The organism is Promicromonospora aerolata (genome assembly GCF_042682255.1).
Taxonomy (GTDB): domain Bacteria; phylum Actinomycetota; class Actinomycetes; order Actinomycetales; family Cellulomonadaceae; genus Promicromonospora; species Promicromonospora aerolata.
Window position 1 is genome coordinate 4,422,892 of the sequence record NZ_JBHUHF010000001.1, and the last position, 17,886, is coordinate 4,440,777.

The 17,886-nt window shown below is 73.1% G+C and carries 15 protein-coding genes; all 15 read left to right on the forward strand.

Annotated features, from left to right (window positions below):
- The first annotated feature begins 72 nt into the window (after nt 1-72).
- The 15 genes from dacB to ACFSL2_RS19870 all read left to right on the forward strand — a co-directional run bounded on the left by dacB (nt 73) and on the right by ACFSL2_RS19870 (nt 17,851).
- Nucleotides 73-1,524, forward strand: coding sequence for a D-alanyl-D-alanine carboxypeptidase/D-alanyl-D-alanine endopeptidase (gene dacB / locus ACFSL2_RS19800; protein ID WP_377199478.1), 1,452 nt, complete (start codon nt 73-75; stop codon nt 1,522-1,524).
- Between the two features lie 33 nt (nt 1,525-1,557).
- Nucleotides 1,558-2,658 carry a zinc-dependent metalloprotease gene (locus tag ACFSL2_RS19805; protein ID WP_377199479.1) on the forward strand — a complete coding sequence of 367 codons (1,101 nt, stop codon included), beginning with the start codon at nt 1,558-1,560 and terminating at the stop codon, nt 2,656-2,658.
- 52 nt (nt 2,659-2,710) lie between these two features.
- Nucleotides 2,711-3,868 carry a tRNA lysidine(34) synthetase TilS gene (gene tilS, locus ACFSL2_RS19810; protein WP_377199480.1) on the forward strand — a complete coding sequence of 386 codons (1,158 nt, stop codon included), beginning with the start codon at nt 2,711-2,713 and terminating at the stop codon, nt 3,866-3,868.
- A gap of 3 nt (nt 3,869-3,871) precedes the next feature.
- Nucleotides 3,872-4,426 carry a hypoxanthine phosphoribosyltransferase gene (gene hpt, locus ACFSL2_RS19815; RefSeq protein WP_377199481.1) on the forward strand — a complete coding sequence of 185 codons (555 nt, stop codon included), beginning with the start codon at nt 3,872-3,874 and terminating at the stop codon, nt 4,424-4,426.
- Nucleotides 4,427-4,610: 184 nt separating this feature from the next.
- The gene (gene ftsH / locus ACFSL2_RS19820; protein ID WP_377199482.1) at nt 4,611-6,647 is read left to right on the forward strand and encodes an ATP-dependent zinc metalloprotease FtsH; all 2,037 of its coding nucleotides are present in this window, start codon (nt 4,611-4,613) and stop codon (nt 6,645-6,647) included.
- A gap of 26 nt (nt 6,648-6,673) precedes the next feature.
- Nucleotides 6,674-7,297 carry a GTP cyclohydrolase I FolE gene (gene folE, locus ACFSL2_RS19825; RefSeq protein WP_377199483.1) on the forward strand — a complete coding sequence of 208 codons (624 nt, stop codon included), beginning with the start codon at nt 6,674-6,676 and terminating at the stop codon, nt 7,295-7,297.
- Between the two features lie 86 nt (nt 7,298-7,383).
- Nucleotides 7,384-8,334, forward strand: a complete 951-nt coding sequence (folP, locus tag ACFSL2_RS19830) for a dihydropteroate synthase (RefSeq protein ID WP_377200859.1) — start codon at nt 7,384-7,386, stop codon at nt 8,332-8,334.
- A gap of 18 nt (nt 8,335-8,352) precedes the next feature.
- Nucleotides 8,353-11,109: a 2-amino-4-hydroxy-6-hydroxymethyldihydropteridine diphosphokinase gene (gene folK, locus ACFSL2_RS19835; protein WP_377199484.1), complete on the forward strand. Its 2,757-nt coding sequence runs from the start codon at nt 8,353-8,355 to the stop codon at nt 11,107-11,109.
- Between the two features lies 1 nt (nt 11,110).
- Nucleotides 11,111-11,596 (forward strand): DUF3180 domain-containing protein, encoded by a 486-nt coding sequence (locus ACFSL2_RS19840; protein WP_377199485.1) that lies wholly within the window; start codon nt 11,111-11,113, stop codon nt 11,594-11,596.
- Between the two features lie 35 nt (nt 11,597-11,631).
- Nucleotides 11,632-12,123 carry a PH domain-containing protein gene (locus ACFSL2_RS19845; RefSeq protein ID WP_377199486.1) on the forward strand — a complete coding sequence of 164 codons (492 nt, stop codon included), beginning with the start codon at nt 11,632-11,634 and terminating at the stop codon, nt 12,121-12,123.
- Nucleotides 12,120-13,748 carry a PH domain-containing protein gene (locus ACFSL2_RS19850; protein ID WP_377199487.1) on the forward strand — a complete coding sequence of 543 codons (1,629 nt, stop codon included), beginning with the start codon at nt 12,120-12,122 and terminating at the stop codon, nt 13,746-13,748. Before ACFSL2_RS19845 ends, ACFSL2_RS19850 begins: the two co-directional genes overlap by 4 nt.
- A gap of 3 nt (nt 13,749-13,751) precedes the next feature.
- Nucleotides 13,752-14,726: a Rossmann-like and DUF2520 domain-containing protein gene (locus ACFSL2_RS19855; RefSeq protein ID WP_377199488.1), complete on the forward strand. Its 975-nt coding sequence runs from the start codon at nt 13,752-13,754 to the stop codon at nt 14,724-14,726.
- An 89-nt stretch (nt 14,727-14,815) separates the two neighbouring features.
- The gene (gene panC / locus ACFSL2_RS19860; RefSeq protein ID WP_377200860.1) at nt 14,816-15,676 is read left to right on the forward strand and encodes a pantoate--beta-alanine ligase; all 861 of its coding nucleotides are present in this window, start codon (nt 14,816-14,818) and stop codon (nt 15,674-15,676) included.
- A 4-nt stretch (nt 15,677-15,680) separates the two neighbouring features.
- Nucleotides 15,681-16,187, forward strand: coding sequence for an aspartate 1-decarboxylase (gene panD / locus ACFSL2_RS19865; RefSeq protein WP_377199489.1), 507 nt, complete (start codon nt 15,681-15,683; stop codon nt 16,185-16,187).
- Nucleotides 16,184-17,851, forward strand: coding sequence for an L-aspartate oxidase (locus tag ACFSL2_RS19870; protein ID WP_377199490.1), 1,668 nt, complete (start codon nt 16,184-16,186; stop codon nt 17,849-17,851). The genes panD and ACFSL2_RS19870 overlap by 4 nt, the downstream gene beginning before the upstream one ends.
- Nucleotides 17,852-17,886: the final 35 nt, after the last annotated feature.

Here is a 17,886-nt window from a genome sequence, read left to right on the forward strand (position 1 = left end):
AATCTCCCGCGAATCGCCGCTGCCGTACCCGCTGCATGGTTTGCCGCCACTAGAGTTGCCTATGGCTTTTACGTGACGATCGAGAGGATGCCCATGGAGTGGGGGTTGCGCTCCGGCGCTGCCGTCGCCGCGGTCGTCGCACTGTTCGGTGGGTACCTTGTCGCCGACGCGTACGACGTCGTGCCTGGCATGCTCACCACGGCCGAGCCGTGGCCGGAGCCCAGTCCCTTCCCGTCCGCCCCCGGCGCCGTCGAAGGGCCGGCTCCCGTCGCACTCCTCGAGGACCTCCCGGAGGACGCGCCGGTCCCCGACAGCGTCGCGATGCAGCGCCTGGTGACGGGCCTGGCCAAGGACAAGCGGCTCGGTTCCCGGGTCGGCGTCATGGTGGCCGACGGCGGCACGGGCGAGGTGCTCGGCTCGTCGAGCCCGGACAAGCTCATGACCCCGGCCTCCACGCAGAAGCTGTTCACCGGGGTCGCGGCCCTGTCGTCGCCCATCGCGGGCACGACGCTGGACACCAGGGCCGTTCTCGTCGAGGACAACACCGTGGTCCTGGTCGGCGGGGGCGACATGATGCTGGCGGCGGGGGAGGGCAACCCCGACGCGGTCAACGGTCGTGCCGGGCTGGCCGACCTCGCCCGGCAGGTCGCCGCCAAGGTGAAGGTGACCGGCACCACCGAGGTGCGGGTCGCGCTCGACGACACGCTCTTCAGCGGCGACGACATCGCGCCGACCGTGGCGAGCCCGGACATCGCGGCCGGCTACGTGGCGCCCGTCTCCTCCGTCGCGATCAACGTAGGGCTGCTGACCGACGGCTACACTGACAACGGACCGCGCGCGTCCGACCCCGGCAAGTACGCCGCGGAGGTCTTCGCCGCCGCGCTGGAGGCCGAGGGTCTCCGGACCGCCGGCGCAGTGGTCGCCGAGACCGCCCCGGACGACGCCCAGGTGCTCGGCACGGTCAGCTCCGCGCCGCTCGCAGAGGTCGTCGGGTTCGCCATGCAGTACTCCGACAACACGATCACCGAGGTGCTCGGGCGCCTCGTCGCGGTCGAGGCCGGGCTCCCCGGCTCGAACGACGGGGCCACCCAGGCGGTGATCTCGAGCGCGCGGCGCCTCGGCGTCGACATGACCGGCGCCCGGCTGCGGGACTGCTCCGGTCTCGGCGACGGCTCGTACCTGAGCGCGCAGCAGCTCGTGGACCTGCTCGGGATCATGGTCGATCCCGAGCACCCGGAACTGCGCAGCGAGGCGGTCGGCATGCCGATCGCCGGCCTGACGGGCACGCTCGACAGCGACGTCGGCCGGTTCACGGGGACCAACCCCGCGCGCGGGCTCGCGCGCGCCAAGACCGGCAGCCTGCCCAAGGTGCGTGCCCTCGCCGGGACAGTGATCACGGCTGACGGCCGCATGCTCGTCTTCTCGATCCTCGCCGACTCCATCCCCGCCGAGAAGACCGTGGGCGCCACGCAGATCTACGACGGCTTCGTCGGCGACCTCGCGGCGTACTCGGTCCCGGGCTGACGCCCCGCCTGCCGGGACCGTTACCGTGGTCCGGTGACCCAGGCATCCACCGCCCCGCAGATCGTCGACTGGTCGGCGGCAGCACAGATCGCCGGGCGCCTCGCCGCGCCAGGGCCGCAAGCGCCACGGGACGAGCTCGACTCCCTGGTGAGCGGTCTGCGGACCGCGGCAGGAGACGCCGTCGGCCACGTGCTCGAGACGACGCGCATGCTGCCGGCCCCACGGGAGGGTCTGGCGGCGTGGGACGACGGCGGGCCGCTGAGCCCCGTGGTGATCGTCGACCGTGCCACCTGGGCACGGGCGAACACGCAGTCGATGGCCGCCATGACCGACGGGATCGGCGCGGTCGTCGCCGAGGTGTCCAAGGGGGCGACGTCACCGGGCGCCCAGATGGCCGGTGCCGCCGAGATCGGGGCGGTCCTCGCCCTGCTCAGCGGGCGCGTGCTGGGCCAGTTCGACCCGTACTCCGGTCCCGGCCGGCTCCTGCTCGTCGCCCCCAACGTGCTGCAGGCGGAGCAGGCGCTGCGCGTCCCGGTGCGGGACTTCCGGCTGTGGGTGTGCCTGCACGAGCAGACCCACGCCCTGCAGTTCGCCGCGGCGCCATGGCTCGCCGGCCACCTCGGGGACCGCACGCAGGGCCTGATCGCCGGCATGGCCCGGACGTCGGCGGAGCTGGCCAAGGCGCGGTTCGACAAGAAGGTGGTCGCGATCGGGCGGAACGTCCTCGCCACCCTGCGCGGCGAGGGCGGCACGATCATGGACGGCATGCTCACGCACGAGCAGAAGGACGAGCTGGCCGACATCACCGCCGTCATGGCACTCCTGGAGGGCCATGCGGACGTGATGATGGACGCCGTCGGGCCGCGGGTGGTGCCGTCGGTACGGCGCATCCGCGCGCGGTTCGAGCGCCGCCGCGACGGCGAGGGACGCAACACGTTCGACGTCGTGCTGCAGAAGCTGCTCGGGATGGAGGCGAAGCTCGCGCAGTACCGCGACGGAGCGGTGTTCGTGCGCGCCGTCGAGCGGACCGTGGGGCGCGACGGGCTCAACGCGGTGTGGGCGGCGCCGGAGAACCTGCCGACCGCACGCGAGATCGCTGACGCCCGTGCCTGGGTGCGCAGGGTGCACGGATGACGACGGCGGGCAGGGCGGCGCTCCCGTCGTCCGACGCCGGGAAGGGCTGACCGTGGCCCGGGTCGACCCCGCCGTCGCCGCGGCCCGGAACGCGGTGCGCGCCGTGCTGGCCCGGCTCGGCCCGGAGGACCTGGTGCTGGTCGCGTGCTCCGGTGGCGCGGACAGCCTCGCGCTCGCCGCGTCGACGGCGTTCGAGGCCCGGCGGGTCGGACGCTCGGTGAGGTCCCGCGGGTACGCCGTGCGCGCGGGTGCGGTGATCGTGGATCACGGGTTGCAGGACGGGTCCGCCGAGGTGGCCGCACGGGCGGCGGAGCAGTGCGGCGCACTGGGCCTGGACCCGGTGGTGGTCCGGAGCGTGGACCGGGCGGCCGGGCCCGGTGGCGGCCCCGAGGCCGCCGCCCGGGATGCCCGGTACGCCGTGCTGCAGGACGTCGCGGGAGAGACCGGGGCCGCCCGGGTGCTGCTCGGGCACACCCTCGACGACCAGGCGGAACAGGTGCTGCTGGGCCTCGCCCGGGGGGCCGGCGCCCGGTCCCTCGCGGGGATGCCGAGGGAGCGGGGGATCTTCCACCGGCCGTTCCTCGGGTTGCGGCGGGCGCAGACCGAGGCCGTGTGCGCGGCGTCGGGCCTGGGCTTCTGGACCGACCCGACCAACCTGCTGCCCGCCGCCACGCCGGCGCGGGATCAGGTCCGCGAGGACGCGGATCAGGTCCGCGAGGACGCGACGGACCGGGCGCGCGGGGCCTATACGCCGCTGCGCTCGCAGGTGCGCGGACGGGTGCTGCCGGTGCTGGAGCAGACCCTCGGCCCCGGTGTCGTCGAGGCCCTGGGGCGCAGCGCCGACCAGCTGCGTGACGACGCGGACCTGCTCGACACCCTCGCCGCGGAGCTCCTGGACCGGGCCCGGATGGCCGACGGCGACGAGCACGCCCTCGACGTCGGCCTCCTGGAGCAGGCACACCCGGCGCTCCGGCGTCGTACCCTCCGGCTCGCGGCGCTCGCCGTCGGCTGCAAGCCCACGGACACCACCACGCGGCACGTGGATGCGCTGGACGCGCTCGTCGTGTCATGGGGCGGTCAAGGGTCCGTCCACCTCCCGGGCGGCGCACGAGCCCGTCGCGCGTGTGGCAGTCTTTTCCTGCGCGCCGCGCCGACCGGTATCTCGGACGGTGGGACCGGCGTCCGGCCCCCCAGCACAACTCAGGAGTAACTCGTGGACCAGTCCGACGTCGGCCCCGACCTCGCAGAGATCCTGCTCTCCGAGGAGCAGCTCACCAAGAAGCTCGACGAGCTGGCAGCCCAGATCGACGCGGACTACGCGGGCAAGGACCTGCTCCTGGTCGGCGTGCTCAAGGGCGCGGTCATGGTGATGGCGGACCTGTCCCGCCGGCTCCACCACCAGGTGCAGATGGACTGGATGGCGGTGTCGTCGTACGGCTCCGGCACCAGGTCCTCCGGCGTCGTCCGCATCCTCAAGGACCTCGACGCCGACCTGACCGGCCGCAACGTCATCATCGTCGAGGACATCATCGACTCGGGTCTCACCCTGTCGTGGCTGGTGTCGAACCTCCGTTCGCGCGGGCCGGAGTCCGTCGAGATCGCTGCGATGCTGCGCAAGCCGGACGCCGCACAGGCCGACGTCGACGTGAAGTACCTGGGATATGACATCCCCAACGAGTTCGTGGTGGGTTACGGCCTCGACTACGCCGAGAACTATCGCAACCTGCCGTTCGTTGCCACCCTGGCACCGCACGTCTACGGGGGCTGATTCCTCAGTCCCGCTCGACGCCGCGGAATGCCCATCCCGGGCGGTTCGTCACGTCTGGGCGAGGTGTGGCCCGAGCATCACATGCTCTGGGCGAACACTCGGGGCTCCTGTCAGGGAGACCATGTAGTTTCGACGGAAACATACTGCGCGAGCGGAGGGAAACGGGGCTCGGTCCCCGTCGCCGATGAACATCAAGAAGCTTCTGAGCGGGCCTGTCATCTGGATCCTGGTCGCCTTGGTCGTGGTGACGCTGGCCATCTCGGCACTGAACCAGCCCAAGGTCTCGCGAATCGAGACGTCACAGGGAATCGAGCTGCTGAACGGCAGCACAGTCGAGCACGCCCTCATGGTCGACGGCGAGCAGCGGGTCGAGCTCGAGCTCTCCGAGGCGTACTCGGTGACCGAGGGTGAGGGCGAGGACGCCGAGGAGGTCGACAAGGGCACGACCGTCGAGTTCTTCTACACCCTGCCGCAGGGCGACCGGGTCGAGGACGCCATCGTCGAGGCCGACCCGGCCGACGGGTTCGACTCGGAGGTGCCGCAGCCCAGCTTCTGGTCCTCCATGCTGTCGGTGCTGATCCCGTTCCTGCTGATCGGTGTCGTGTTCTGGTTCCTGCTGTCGCGGGCACAGGGCGGCGGCAACCGGGTCATGGGCTTCGGCAAGTCCAAGGCCAAGCTGGCCACCAAGGACACCCCGCAGGTGACCTTCGCCGACGTCGCGGGTGCGGACGAGGCGGTGGAGGAGCTCCAGGAGATCAAGGAGTTCCTCGCCGAGCCGGCCAAGTTCCAGGCCGTCGGCGCCAAGATTCCCAAGGGCGTGCTGCTGTACGGCCCGCCCGGTACCGGTAAGACGCTCATCGCACGTGCCGTCGCCGGCGAGGCCGGCGTGCCGTTCTACTCGATCTCCGGCTCCGACTTCGTCGAGATGTTCGTCGGTGTGGGCGCGAGCCGCGTCCGCGACCTGTTCGAGCAGGCCAAGCAGAACTCGCCGGCGATCATCTTCGTGGACGAGATCGACGCCGTCGGCCGGCACCGTGGTGCCGGCATGGGTGGTGGGCACGACGAGCGTGAGCAGACGCTGAACCAGATGCTCGTCGAGATGGACGGCTTCGACGTCAAGACGAACGTCATCCTGATCGCGGCCACCAACCGGCCCGACATCCTGGACCCGGCGCTGCTGCGCCCGGGCCGCTTCGACCGTCAGGTCGCCGTGGAGGCACCCGACCTCAAGGGTCGCGAGGCGATCCTCAAGGTGCACGCGCTGGGCAAGCCGATGGTCCCGGAGGTCGACCTCGAGGCCGTCGCCCGCCGCACCCCCGGCTTCACCGGCGCCGACCTGGCGAACGTCCTCAACGAGGCCGCGCTGCTCACCGCGCGCAGCGGTGCCCAGCTCATCGACGACCGTGCCCTGGACGAGGCCATCGACCGGGTCGTGGCCGGTCCGCAGAAGCGCACCCGCGTCATGAACGTCAAGGAGCAGAAGATCACCGCGTACCACGAGGGCGGGCACGCCCTCGTCGCCGCGGCGATGCGCTACACGGACCCCGTCACCAAGGTGACCATCCTGCCGCGCGGCCGTGCGCTGGGGTACACCATGGTGATGCCGCTCGAGGACAAGTACTCGACCACGCGCAACGAGCTGCTGGACCAGCTCGCGTACGCGATGGGTGGCCGGGTGGCCGAGGAGATCGTGTTCCACGACCCCACGACGGGTGCGTCGAACGACATCGAGAAGGCCTCCGCCATCGCGCGCAAGATGGTCACCGAGTACGGCATGAGCGAGCTGGTGGGCTCGGTCAAGCTCGGCACGAGCGCCGGAGAGCCGTTCATGGGACGGGACTACGGTCACCAGCGCGACTACTCCGAGTCCGTGGCGGGCACCATCGACAACGAGGTGCGCAAGCTCATCGACGCAGCGCACGACGAGGCGTGGGAGGTGCTGACCCAGCACCGCGACGTGCTCGACGAGCTGGTCCTGCGCCTGCTCGACAAGGAGACGCTGAACCAGAAGGAGCTCGCCGAGGTCTTCCGGCCCGTCGAGAAGCGCCCCGCGCGCGACGTCTGGCTGTCCAGCGAGCAGCGCACGGTGCACACGCGTGGCCCCGTGCTGACGCCCAAGGAGCTGGCGGCCCAGAACGGGCACTCGGGCGTGCCGCAGGACGAGGCGGTGCTCGACACGGCCCCGCCGTCGGACGCAGCACCCACGGATTCGCCGAACTGAGCCGTGACGAAGACCGGAGCGACACGATGACCGATGGGTCAGTCACCCCTGTGACGACGCCCGTGCGGCGTGCGGCGGACGTTCCGCCGTACGACGCCGCACGGGCCGAGGCGGCAGTGCGCGAGCTGCTCGTCGCCGTCGGCGAGGACCCCGACCGGGAGGGGCTGCGCGAGACCCCGGCGCGGGTCGCCCGGGCGTACCGGGAGATCTTCGCCGGCTTGCGCCAGGAGCCCCAGGACGTGCTGACCACCACCTTCGACCTCGGTCACGAGGAGATGGTGCTGGTCAAGGACATCGAGGTGTACTCCACGTGCGAGCACCACCTGGTGCCGTTCCACGGCGTCGCGCACGTGGGGTACATCCCCAACGTGGACGGGCGCATCACGGGGCTCAGCAAGCTGGCGCGCCTGGTCGAGGTCTACGCGCGCCGTCCGCAGGTGCAGGAGCGCATGACCACCCAGATCGCGGACTCCCTGGTCGAGATCCTCGAGCCGCGCGGCGTCCTCGTGGTGGTGCAGTGCGAGCACCTGTGCATGTCGATGCGTGGTGTGCGCAAGCCCGGCTCCCGGACCGTCACCTCCGCGGTGCGCGGGGTCATGCGGGACGGCGCCACACGAGCCGAGGCGATGAGCCTCATTCTCGGGAAGTGACGGTGGCCTCCACCGCTCGTCATCCCACCCGGGACGCCCCGGTCCTCGGACTGCCGGAGCTGTCCGGGGCGGGCCGCACCCTGGTGATGGGTGTCGTCAACGTCACCCCGGACTCGTTCTCGGACGGTGGTGAGTGGTTCGAGCCCTCTGCCGCCGTGGCGCACGGGCTGGAGCTGCTCGGCGAGGGCGCGGACATCCTGGACGTCGGCGGGGAGTCCACCCGCCCCGGGTCGGTCCGCGTCCCGCAGGACCAGGAGCTGGCACGGGTGCTGCCCGTGATCGAGCGGCTCGCCGCGCGCGGCGCGACCGTGAGCGTGGACACCACGCGCGCAGCCGTGGCCGAGCGGGCAGTGGCCGCAGGAGCACGCATCGTGAACGACGTCTCGGGTGGCCTCGCCGACCCCGAGATGGGCCGCGCCGTGGCCGAGACCGGTGCCGCGTACGTGGCGATGCACTGGCGCGGGCACGCGGACGTCATGGACGACCGTCAGGTGTACGACGACGTCGTGACGGACGTCCGTGACGAGCTCGCGGCCCGCATGGCCGCCCTGCTCGACGACGGGGTGCGGTCCGAGCAGCTGATCCTCGACCCCGGGCTCGGCTTCGCCAAGGCCGGGGTGCTGAACTGGCCGCTGCTGGCGCACCTCGACGCCCTGCACCAGCTGGGCCGCCCGGTGCTCGTCGGGGCGTCCCGCAAGCGGTTCCTGGGTCACCTGCTGGCGGACTCCGCGGGACACCCCGCGGCGCCGCGCGCGCGGGACGACGCGACCGCCGCGATCTCGGCGCTGTCGGCCGCGGCCGGAGCCTGGTGCGTCCGGGTGCACACCGTCCGGGCCAGCGCCGATGCGGTCAAGGTGGCGGCCGCGTGGACCGCCGCGAGCGACGGGCCCCGGGTAGGGTCTCCGCGTACCTCTCCCGCAGCCGCACCGGAGCCATTGACTTCCACCGTGGCCTTGACCACAGAATCGTGGACGACCGGGGAACAGGGCTTGCCGACCTGGCAGGATTCCGGTGCACGCAATCACGACACGCAATGACGACGGGGGGAGACCACGGTGACCACAGCGTTCGGAACGGGCGTTACAGGCCCGGACGGTCGGTCGCTGGACCAGGTCCAGCTGACAGGCGTGAGCGCACGGGGGTACCACGGTGTGCTGCCGTCGGAGCGACAGACGGGCCAGGAGTTCCGGGCCGACGTCGTGCTGTACCTGGACACCCGCCCGGCGGCCGCCGGTGACGACCTGGCGCAGACGGTGAGCTACGCGGACGTCGCGCAGGACGTCCACGACGTCCTGGCGGGCGAGCCGGCCGATCTCGTCGAGACCGTGGCCGAGCGCATCGCCGCGGCAGTTCTCGCCCGACCGCAGGTCGACGCGGTGGACGTCCGCGTGCACAAGCCGCAGGCTCCCATCCCGGTGCCGTTCGCCGACGTCGAGGTGGCGATCCGCCGCGACCGTACCCGCATGCCCGTCGTGGCCGCGCCGCTGGCGCCCGCCGACACCGCCGATGTCGCGGGCGCCTCGGGCGCAGAGACGCCGGGCTACGAGCAGGCCCCGAACCCCCAGGACGTCTTCCCGGTGAACCCGCCGGCCGACTCGTGGAACGGCGCGGCGGAGCACGCACGGAGCGGGCTCGACAGCGCGCCGTTCGCCGCGGAACCCGAGGCACGGGACGTCGAGCCCGTCACCCGTCCGGCGCACGACGAACCGGCGCGGTTCGAGCCCGAGCCGTACCAGCCTGAGCCGGCCGAGCCGGCGCAGCTCCGGTCCGAGCCGTTCGATCCTGAGCCGCTCGTGGACCGGGTCCCCGCCTCGGTGGCGCCCGCCCAGCCCGTCGCCGAGCCGGAGCCGGCTCCCGCGCCCGAGCTCATCGCGCCGGAGCCGCTCCAGGTGGTTCCCGCCACCTGGGAGCTGCCGTCCGACACCTCGACGCACCCCGACCAGCGGAACGACGTCGGTCAGGAGCCGGCGTTCCGGCCGGACGAGCAGTTCCTGCCCGACCACGCCTTCGAGCCGGCCCAGCAGTACGAGTCGCTCCAGGGCTTCGACCAGCGGCACGAGCAGAGCGGCTTCGAGCAGAGCGGCTTCGAGGAGCAGCGGCACGACCAGTTCGGGCAGCAGCAGCCCGAGCAGGCCCAGCCCGCGCAGCAGTACGACCAGTTCGAGCAGCAGGGCCAGTTCGAGCCGGCCCAGCAGTTCGAGCCGGCCCAGCAGTTCGAGCAGGCCCAGCAGTTCGAGCGGCCGCAAGCGGGCTACGAGCAGCCGCCGCAGCAGTTCGAGCAGCAGCTCGACCCGCAGCAGAACCAGTACGACCAGCTGTTCGAGCAGCAGGGCGACCCGCAGCCCGCCGGCGCGGCCGCTGCGGTTCCCGACCCCGCCGGCCAGCCCGAGCAGTACGGGCAGCCGCCGTACCAGCCGGAGCCGTACCAGGCCGAGCCGTATCAGGCCGAGCCGCGCGACCGGTTCGACGAGGTGCCCGCCGGGCCCGTGGACGTGGTCATCGCGATCGGCGCCAACCTGGGCGACCCGCAGGCGACGATGCGTTCGGCCGTCGCGGAGCTGGACCGGATGCCCGGGCTGCAGATCACCGACGTGTCGCCGTTGGCGCGCACGGCCGCCGTCGGCGGTCCCGAGGAGCAGCCGGACTATCTCAACGCGGTGCTGCTGGCCCGCACCACGCTCTCGGCACGCGGTCTGCTGCACCTCTGCCAGGAGGTCGAGAACGTGCACGGCCGCGTCCGCGAGGAGCGCTGGGGCGCCCGCACGCTCGACGTCGACCTCATCACCTACGGCAACCTGACGGACGCCGCGGAGGACCTCGAGGTGCCGCACCCCCGTGCGCACGAACGGGCGTTCGTCCTCGAGCCGTGGTCGCAGATCGCGCCCGACGCGGTGCTGCCCGGCCTCGGCGGTGGCCCGGTGGCCCAGCTCGCTGCCACGGCCCCGGACCGCGCGGGCATCCGGTGGCTCGCGCTCGACTGGCTGACCGACCCGGAGCCGGAGCAGGGTGGTGGGACCACCGCCTCCAACCAGCCGGCAGTACCCGGCGACGAGGGCAACCCGGGGCAGGACGCACCCGCTGCCGAGCTGCCGCCGACGCTGCCCCCGTCACTGCCGCCGAGCGGTCGGCCGCAGGCATCGCGCAGTGGGCCGGTGGTCGAGGTCCCGGGCGGTGGTCACCCGCAGGGGCAGCACAGCGGCCAGGTCGAGCTCGACCGCCCGACGCAGGGCGCCGCACCGCGGCAGCAGGAGGCGTACCCGGGCGGCAGCCACCCGCAGGGCTACTCCAGTGGTCCGGTGCCTGGCGGGGACGGTTCCGCGCCGCAGGGTGCACCCCTGCCCGCGCGCGGCGCCCGCCCGGCCGGCCTGCCCGGCAACGGCTCAGCCGTGCCGCCGCCGGAGGAAGCGCTCGTTCCCGCACCGGCGCCCATCGCGCCGCGTGCGGTACGGGACACGGCACACGAGGCCCCGGCGCACGAGTCGCTGCCGCCCGCGTCCGCGCAGCCCCAGCCGGTGTTCGCGCCGGTCAACCCGTCGCGTCAGCAGAGCGGCGTGTTCCCGCCGGTCAACGGCGCGCCGCAGGAGCCGGCCGGTCCGGTCTTCGCTCCGGTCACCACCCCGCCCGGCGCAGGGTCCGACCCGGCGCAGAACGGTCAGCCGAACGGTCAGCAGGACGCCTACGACAACGACCACACGGTGATCCGGGTCCCCGGTTTCGTCGGCGAGCAGCGCACCCCGCCGCCGTCCGACGGCCCGATCGACTCGGTGCCCTCCTGGGTCCCGGTGCGGGACGAACGGGGGCGCGACGCCTGACATGCGCAGGACGCCGATCGGGTCACTGATCGCAGTTCTCGTGGCCGTCGCCCTCGTCGGCTGGCTCGTCCTGCGTGCCCTGGAGGCGCGCGGCGTCCACCTGCCGATGGTGCCCTGGCTGGTCGACGTGGCGATCCTGGTGCTGGCCGGAGCCGTGTTCTGGGCCGGTTGGACCGTGCGGTCGTACCAGCAGGGCAAGCGTCCCTCGCTCGACGGCCTCCGCGCCGCCCGGACCCTCGTCCTGGCCAAGGCGGCGGCACTGACGGGCGCCCTGCTCGGCGGGTGGTACCTGGCGCAGGTCCTGGTGGTGGTGAGCGATCTCGCGATCGAGCCACGGCGGGACCGGGCGATCGCGGCCGGCGTGGCGGTGCTGTGCTCGGTCGTGCTCGCCGTGGTCGGACTGATCGCGGAGAAGTTCTGCGAGCTCCCGCCGTCCGACGAGGACCGCTCCGGCTCGGACGAGGGCGAGTCTCCGGCCCCGGCCTGAGCCTTCGCTGTCCAGGGCTTGCTCTCTGCGGAACAATGGCCAACATGACCAGCCCCTTCGAACCGCACGATGTGAACTGGAACCGCGTGTCCCCGCGCCTCGTGACGGCCATGTTGGTGCCGGCCGCCATCAGCCTCGGCATACCGGTGGTCGTCGGCGTCGTGCTCGCCGTGACCGTCAGCCCCTGGTTCTGGTTCCTCGCCGGTGTCCCCGCCATCTTCCTCCTCTGGTCGATCCTGCTGGTCCCTCGTCAGGTCAGGGCGATCGGCTACGCCGAGCGCGACGACGACCTCCTCATCCGCAAGGGGGTCATGTTCCGGTCGATGGTCGTGGTGCCGTACGGCCGGATGCAGTACGTGGACGTCGAGGCGGGACCCCTGGACCGCAAGCTGGGCCTGGCGAAGGTGCAGCTCCACACGGCGTCCGTCGGCACGGATGCCCAGATTCCCGGCCTGCCGCCGGACGAGGCGGCGCGGCTGCGCGACCGCCTGGCGTCCCGCGGTGAGGCCCGTCTGGCGGGTCTGTGAGCACCCCGGAGCACGATCTGGACAGGAACGGTCACGGTGCCGCGGGGCAGCGCGCGCAGCCCGAGGCCGAGGAGCTCGACTGGCGGCGCGTGCATCCGGTCACGCCTCTGGTCAGGGGCTGGGCGGTGGTCGGTGCCGCCCTCGTGATCCTGGGCCAGCAGAGCCTCGACGGCGGTCCGCGCGGCGGCCTGATCGAGCTGATCAGCAGCGAGTACTGGTGGACGGTCCTGGCCGCCCTCGCGGCCGTCGCGCTGGTCGGCTGGGGCTACTCGGTGCTGGCCTGGCGCATGACCACCTATGCCATCGGCGAGGAGACCGTGCACCTGCGACGCGGCATCCTGTTCCGCCAGCAGCGGCACGCGCGCCTGGACCGGCTGCAGTCGGTCGACATCCGGCAGCCCCTCGTGGCCCGGTTCTTCGGCCTGTGCGAGCTGACCCTGGAGACCGCCGGCGGCACGGACTCGGGCGTCGCCATCGGCTTCCTCAAGGGGTCCGACGCCGACGAGCTGCGTGCCGAGCTCCTCGCGCGGGCGGCCGGACTCAAGGTGGCCCGGAAGGGCCCGGCGGCCGCCAGGACCCAACCGGCGCCCGACACGGTGGCGGCTCCCGACGGTACGGAGCCGGAAGCAGCCCCGTACGACACCGTCGAGCCCACCGGTGTGCCGGGTGCGTCCGGCGCGCTGGGTGCGCCGGCGGACGGACCGGCGGCGCCGGCGAGCCTCGAAGCGCCCCAGGTACCCGTGCTCAGCGTGCCCCTGGGCCGGCTGATCGCCTCGGTGGTGCGGTCCGGGGCGATGATCACGCTGGTCGTGTGGGCTCTCGCCGTGCTGGTGGTCATGATCGCCACGGGCGAGTTCGCCGTGCTGACCGCGTCCCTGCCGGCGGTGCTGGGCGCGGGCGGCTACCTGTTCGGCCGCCTCACCGGCGAGTTCGACTTCCGGGTGGCGATCTCGCCGGACGGCGTGCGGCTGCGGCACGGCATGCTGGAGACGCGGTCCCAGACCATCCCGCCCGGCCGGGTGCAGGCCGTACGCCTCGTGCAGAGCGTGCTGTGGCGTGGCCGCGACTGGTGGCGCGTGCAGGTCAACGTCGCCGGCTACGGCGGCGGCGAGAGCGACGACAAGAACAGCGTGCTCCTGCCCGTCGGCACCCGCGAGGAGGCGCTCACGGTGCTGTCCCTCGTGCTGCCGGACCTCGGCGTCGACGAGCCGCGGCGCATCCTCGACGCGGGGCTGGACGGCGACTCCCGGACCGAGAGCGCGTACGTCACGGCACCCCGGCGGACGCGCATACTGGATCCGGTGGCGTGGCGCCGCAACGGGTTCACCGTGACCGGCCGCGCACTGCTGCTGCGCAGGGGCCGCATGGTGAAGATCCTGGACGTGGTGCCGCACGAGCGGACGCAGTCGCTGGGCCTGAGCCAGGGTCCGTGGCAGCGCCGGTTGCGGGTGGCCTCGTTCCAGGTGCACTCGACCGAGGGTCCGGTCGGGCCGGTGGCCTCGCACCTCGACTCCGCCGACGCAGCGCGGCTCATGGCCGAGCAGGCCACACGCGCCCGGACCGCACGCGCGGCCGCGGGACCCGAACGATGGATGGAGAACCAGGGTGACGGACCGGGTGAGTGACCGGTGAGCGCCCCGGACGAGCCAGGCCGCCGGCCCGGCCGGCTGGGCGTCGGCGTGGTCGGCGCGGGACGGGTCGGAGCCGTGCTGGGCAACGCGCTGCGTGCGGCGGGCCATGCGGTCGTGGGCGCGAGCGGTATCTCGGAGGACTCCAGGGAGCGCATCGAGACGCTCCTGCCGGGCGTCCCCAACCTCGAGGTGCCCGAGGTCGTGGAGCGGGCCGAGCTCGTCCTGCTCGCGGTGCCCGACGACGCCCTGGGCCCTCTGGTCGCCGGCCTCGCCGACACCGGGGCCTGGCAGCCCGGACAGCTCGCGATCCATACGTCGGGCCGGTACGGGACGGCCGTCCTCGAGCCGGCCCGGCTGGGGGGTGCGATCCCGCTGGCGGTACATCCCGCCATGACCTTCACCGGGACGTCGCTCGACCTGGCGCGCCTGGAGGGCTGCACGTTCGCCGTGACGGCGCCGGGACCCGTGCAACCCATCGGGCAGGCGCTGGTGGTCGAGATCGGTGGCGAGCCGGTGATCGTCGACGAGCAGCTCCGCGGCCTCTACCACGCGGCCCTCGCGCACGGTGCGAACCACCTGGTGGTGCTCGTCGCACAGGCGGCCCAGGGGCTGGAGGCGGCCGGGATCGAGGCACCCGGCCGGGTGCTCGCACCGCTGCTCTCGGCGGCGCTCGAATCGGCCACCCGGTCCGCCGACACGCGCGACGGCGTCGGGCCAGGAGCGATCTCCGCCCTGACCGGACCGGTGTCGCGGGGCGACGTCGGCACCGTGCGCCGTCATCTGACGGAGCTCGGCACCCTGGCCGCGGCCAGCGGAGCCACCGACGTACCGGACAGCTACACCGAGCTCGCCCGCGGGGCCACGCGCCGCGCGCTGGCGAGCCACCGCATCGACGACTCGGCCGCGCAGGCGCTGCTGGACGCGCTGGACGGCGCGGCCGGCGAGCCGCAGGCAGGAAGGACCACCCAGTGACCACCGAGGCTCTGACCCCGTCCGACGCGGAATCCGCGCCGCGCACGCCGTACGTGGTCCGCACCCGCTCCGAGCTGCGCGACGCACAGATGCGCTGGGCCATCGGCGGTCCGCTGGCGGGGGCGGGCCTCGACGCCGACCCCGGCAAGCGTGCGGTCGTCATGACCATGGGAGCCCTGCACGACGGGCACCTGGAGCTCGTGCGCAGGGCCCGCGCAGAGGCCAGCGAGAACGGCCAGGTCGTCGTCACGATCTTCGTGAACCCGCTGCAGTTCGGTGCGGGCGAGGACCTCGACACCTATCCCCGTGACCTGGACGGCGACGTCGCCAAGCTCGCCGGAGCCGGAGCCGATCTCGTCTTCGCGCCGACTCGTGACGTCGTCTATCCCGACGGGGACCCGGTGGTCCGGGTCGCGGCCGGTCACGTCGGCGAGGTGCTGGAGGGTGAGCACCGGCCCGGGCACCTGGACGGCGTGCTCACCGTGGTGCTCAAGCTGATGCACCTCGTGCGGCCCGACGTCGCCCTCTTCGGCGAGAAGGACGCCCAGCAGCTGCTGGCGGTGCGCCGCATGGTGCGCGACCTGGAGGTGTCGGTCGAGGTGGTGGGCGTGCCGACGGTCCGGGAGTCCGACGGGCTCGCCCTGTCCTCCCGCAACGCCTACCTGTCCGCGGACGAGCGCGAGCGAGCCCTCGCCCTGTCGCGCTCGCTGCGCGCCGGCGCGGCGGCTGCCGCCACCGGGCCGGCGGGTGTGATCAACGCCGCGCGCGAAGTGCTGGACGAGGCCGACGGCGTCGTGGTCGACTACCTCGCGCTCGTCGATCCGGTGACCGTGGACGCGGTCGCCGACGACTTCTCCGGCCATGCGCTGCTGCTCGTGGCCGCACGGGTGGGTACTACCCGCCTGATCGACAACCAGGCCATCGAGGTCTCGCCCGAGGTCCAGAGGTAGCACCATGAGCTCCACGCCACACCGCCCGCCCGTGGGCCGTCCCGCATCGCTGCAGCGGCCCATGATGATCGCGAAGATCCACCGTGCCACCGTGACGCAGGCGGATCTGCACTACGTCGGGTCCATCACCGTGGACGCCGACCTGCTCGACGCCGCCGACCTCGTGCCGGGCCAGCAGGTCGACGTCGTCGACGTGACGAACGGCGCCCGGCTCACCACCTACGTGATCCCCGGCGCACCGGGCTCCGGGCAGATCTGCATCAACGGTGCCGCGGCCCACCTGGTCACCCCGGGCGACGTCGTCATCCTCATCGGGTACGGCATGCTCTCGGACCACGACGCGCGCACGTTCCTGCCGAACGTCGTGTTCGTCGACGAGAAGAACCAGATCGTCGAGATCAACGACGAGCCCGGACACGTGCCCGACGGGTACGGCCTGGAGGAGAGCGGCCTCGCCATCGAGCCGTTCCAGCAGGCCGGCCTGGTGCGCACGGCGTCGGGCCGCGCGTGAGCGCCGGGCACGGACCTCGCCTGGCACGTTCCCTCGCCGCCCCGGCCCCCGGCTGGACCGCCGAGGCCGACGCGATCGTCGTCGGCTCGGGGATCGCCGGGCTGACGGCGGCGCTCGAGCTGCGTACGCACGTACCGCGGGTGCTGCTCGTGACCAAGGGGCGGTTGCCGTCGGGCTCGACGGTGTGGGCGCAGGGCGGTATCGCCGCCGCGCTCGACCCGTCTGACTCGCCGGAGGCGCACCACGCCGACACGCTTGCCGCCGGAGGGGGCCTGTCGGACCCGGAGGCCGTGCAGGTGCTGGTCACCGAGGGCCCGGCGCGGGTGCGCGAGCTCGTGGCGCGGGGCGCGGTCTTCGACAAGGCGGCCGACGGCGACATCGCGCTCACCCGCGAAGGCGGTCATCGTGCCGACCGGATCGCGCATGCCGGTGGCGACGCCACGGGCGCGGAGATCTCCCGGGCGCTCGTGGCGCAGATCGAGGCGGTCCGGCACGACCCCGGCATCGAGGTCGTGGAGAACGCCCTGGTGCTCGACGTGCTGACCACCGCGGACGGGCGCGCCTGCGGGGTGACGCTGCACGTGCGGGGCACCGGTTCGCGCGACGGGGTGGGCGCCGTCCTCGCGCCTGCCGTGGTGCTGGCGACCGGCGGCATCGGGCAGCTGTTCCGGTCGTCGACCAACCCGCCCGGGGCCACCGGGGACGGGATCGCCGCGGCGCTCCGGGCCGGTGCGGTGCTCGGCGACCTCGAGTTCGTGCAGTTCCACCCCACCGTCCTGTGGCTGGGCACCGGCGCGAAGGGGCAGCTGCCCCTCATCTCGGAGGCGGTCCGTGGTGAGGGTGCGCTGCTGCTCGACGTCGACGGGCACCGGTTCATGCCGGCCGTGCACGACATGGCCGAGCTGGCGCCACGGGACGTCGTGGCGCACGCGATAGTGCGGCAGATGGCCGCCACCGGTGCCGACAACGTCCTGCTCGACGCCCGCCACCTCGGCAGGGAGTTCCTGCGCACCCGGTTCCCCACCATCAACCGGCGGCTGCTGGAGGTCGGCATCGACTGGTCGGAGGAGCCGGTACCCGTGGCGCCCGCCCAGCACTACCACTCGGGCGGCGTGGTGACCGACCTCGACGGACGCTCCTCGGTGGAGGGCCTGTACGCGGTGGGCGAGGTGGCCTGCACCGGTGTGCACGGCGCCAACCGGCTCGCCTCGAACTCGCTGCTCGAGGGCATCGTGTTCGCCTCCCGGGCCGCGCGCGACATCGCGGCCCGGTTCGCCGCCGGTGAGCTCCGGCCGAGCAGCCCCGTCGAGCGCGCCGGCGGGTCGGCGCTGGTCGCGGCCGCGGCGCGGTCGCGGATCCAGAAGGTGACGTCCGCCGGGTCGGGCGTGATCCGGTCGGCACGCTCGCTGGCCGACGTCGACGAGCGGCTCGGCGCCGTCCGGGCCGACGCGCACCTGGCGAGCGAGGTGGTGGCCGAGCCGCAGGCCGCCGAGTGGGAGACCACCAACGTGCACCAGGTGGCCCGCACACTGACCCGGGCGGCCGCCCTGCGGGAGGAGACCCGTGGCGGTCACTACCGTACGGACTTCCCGAAGCCGGACGACGCGTGGCGGCGCCGGGTGCGGGTCTGGCTGGACGGCGACGGGGTGCTGCAGGCGGTCTGAGTTCGGTCTGTTGCACAGCCCTGGGCCTGAGTTCG

Excerpts from the sequence above, each read along its gene's own strand:
- folE (WP_377199483.1), top strand. The coding sequence starts at position 6,674 with ATGACCGATGGGTCAGTCACCCCTGTGACGACGCCCGTGCGGCGTGCG.
- ACFSL2_RS19845 (WP_377199486.1), top strand. The coding sequence starts at position 11,632 with ATGGCCAACATGACCAGCCCCTTCGAACCGCACGATGTGAACTGGAAC.
- panD (WP_377199489.1), top strand. The coding sequence starts at position 15,681 with ATGAGCTCCACGCCACACCGCCCGCCCGTGGGCCGTCCCGCATCGCTG.
- ftsH (WP_377199482.1), top strand. The coding sequence starts at position 4,611 with ATGAACATCAAGAAGCTTCTGAGCGGGCCTGTCATCTGGATCCTGGTC.
- folP (WP_377200859.1), top strand. The coding sequence starts at position 7,384 with ATGGGTGTCGTCAACGTCACCCCGGACTCGTTCTCGGACGGTGGTGAG.
- ACFSL2_RS19840 (WP_377199485.1), top strand. The coding sequence starts at position 11,111 with ATGCGCAGGACGCCGATCGGGTCACTGATCGCAGTTCTCGTGGCCGTC.
- panC (WP_377200860.1), top strand. The coding sequence starts at position 14,816 with ATGCGCTGGGCCATCGGCGGTCCGCTGGCGGGGGCGGGCCTCGACGCC.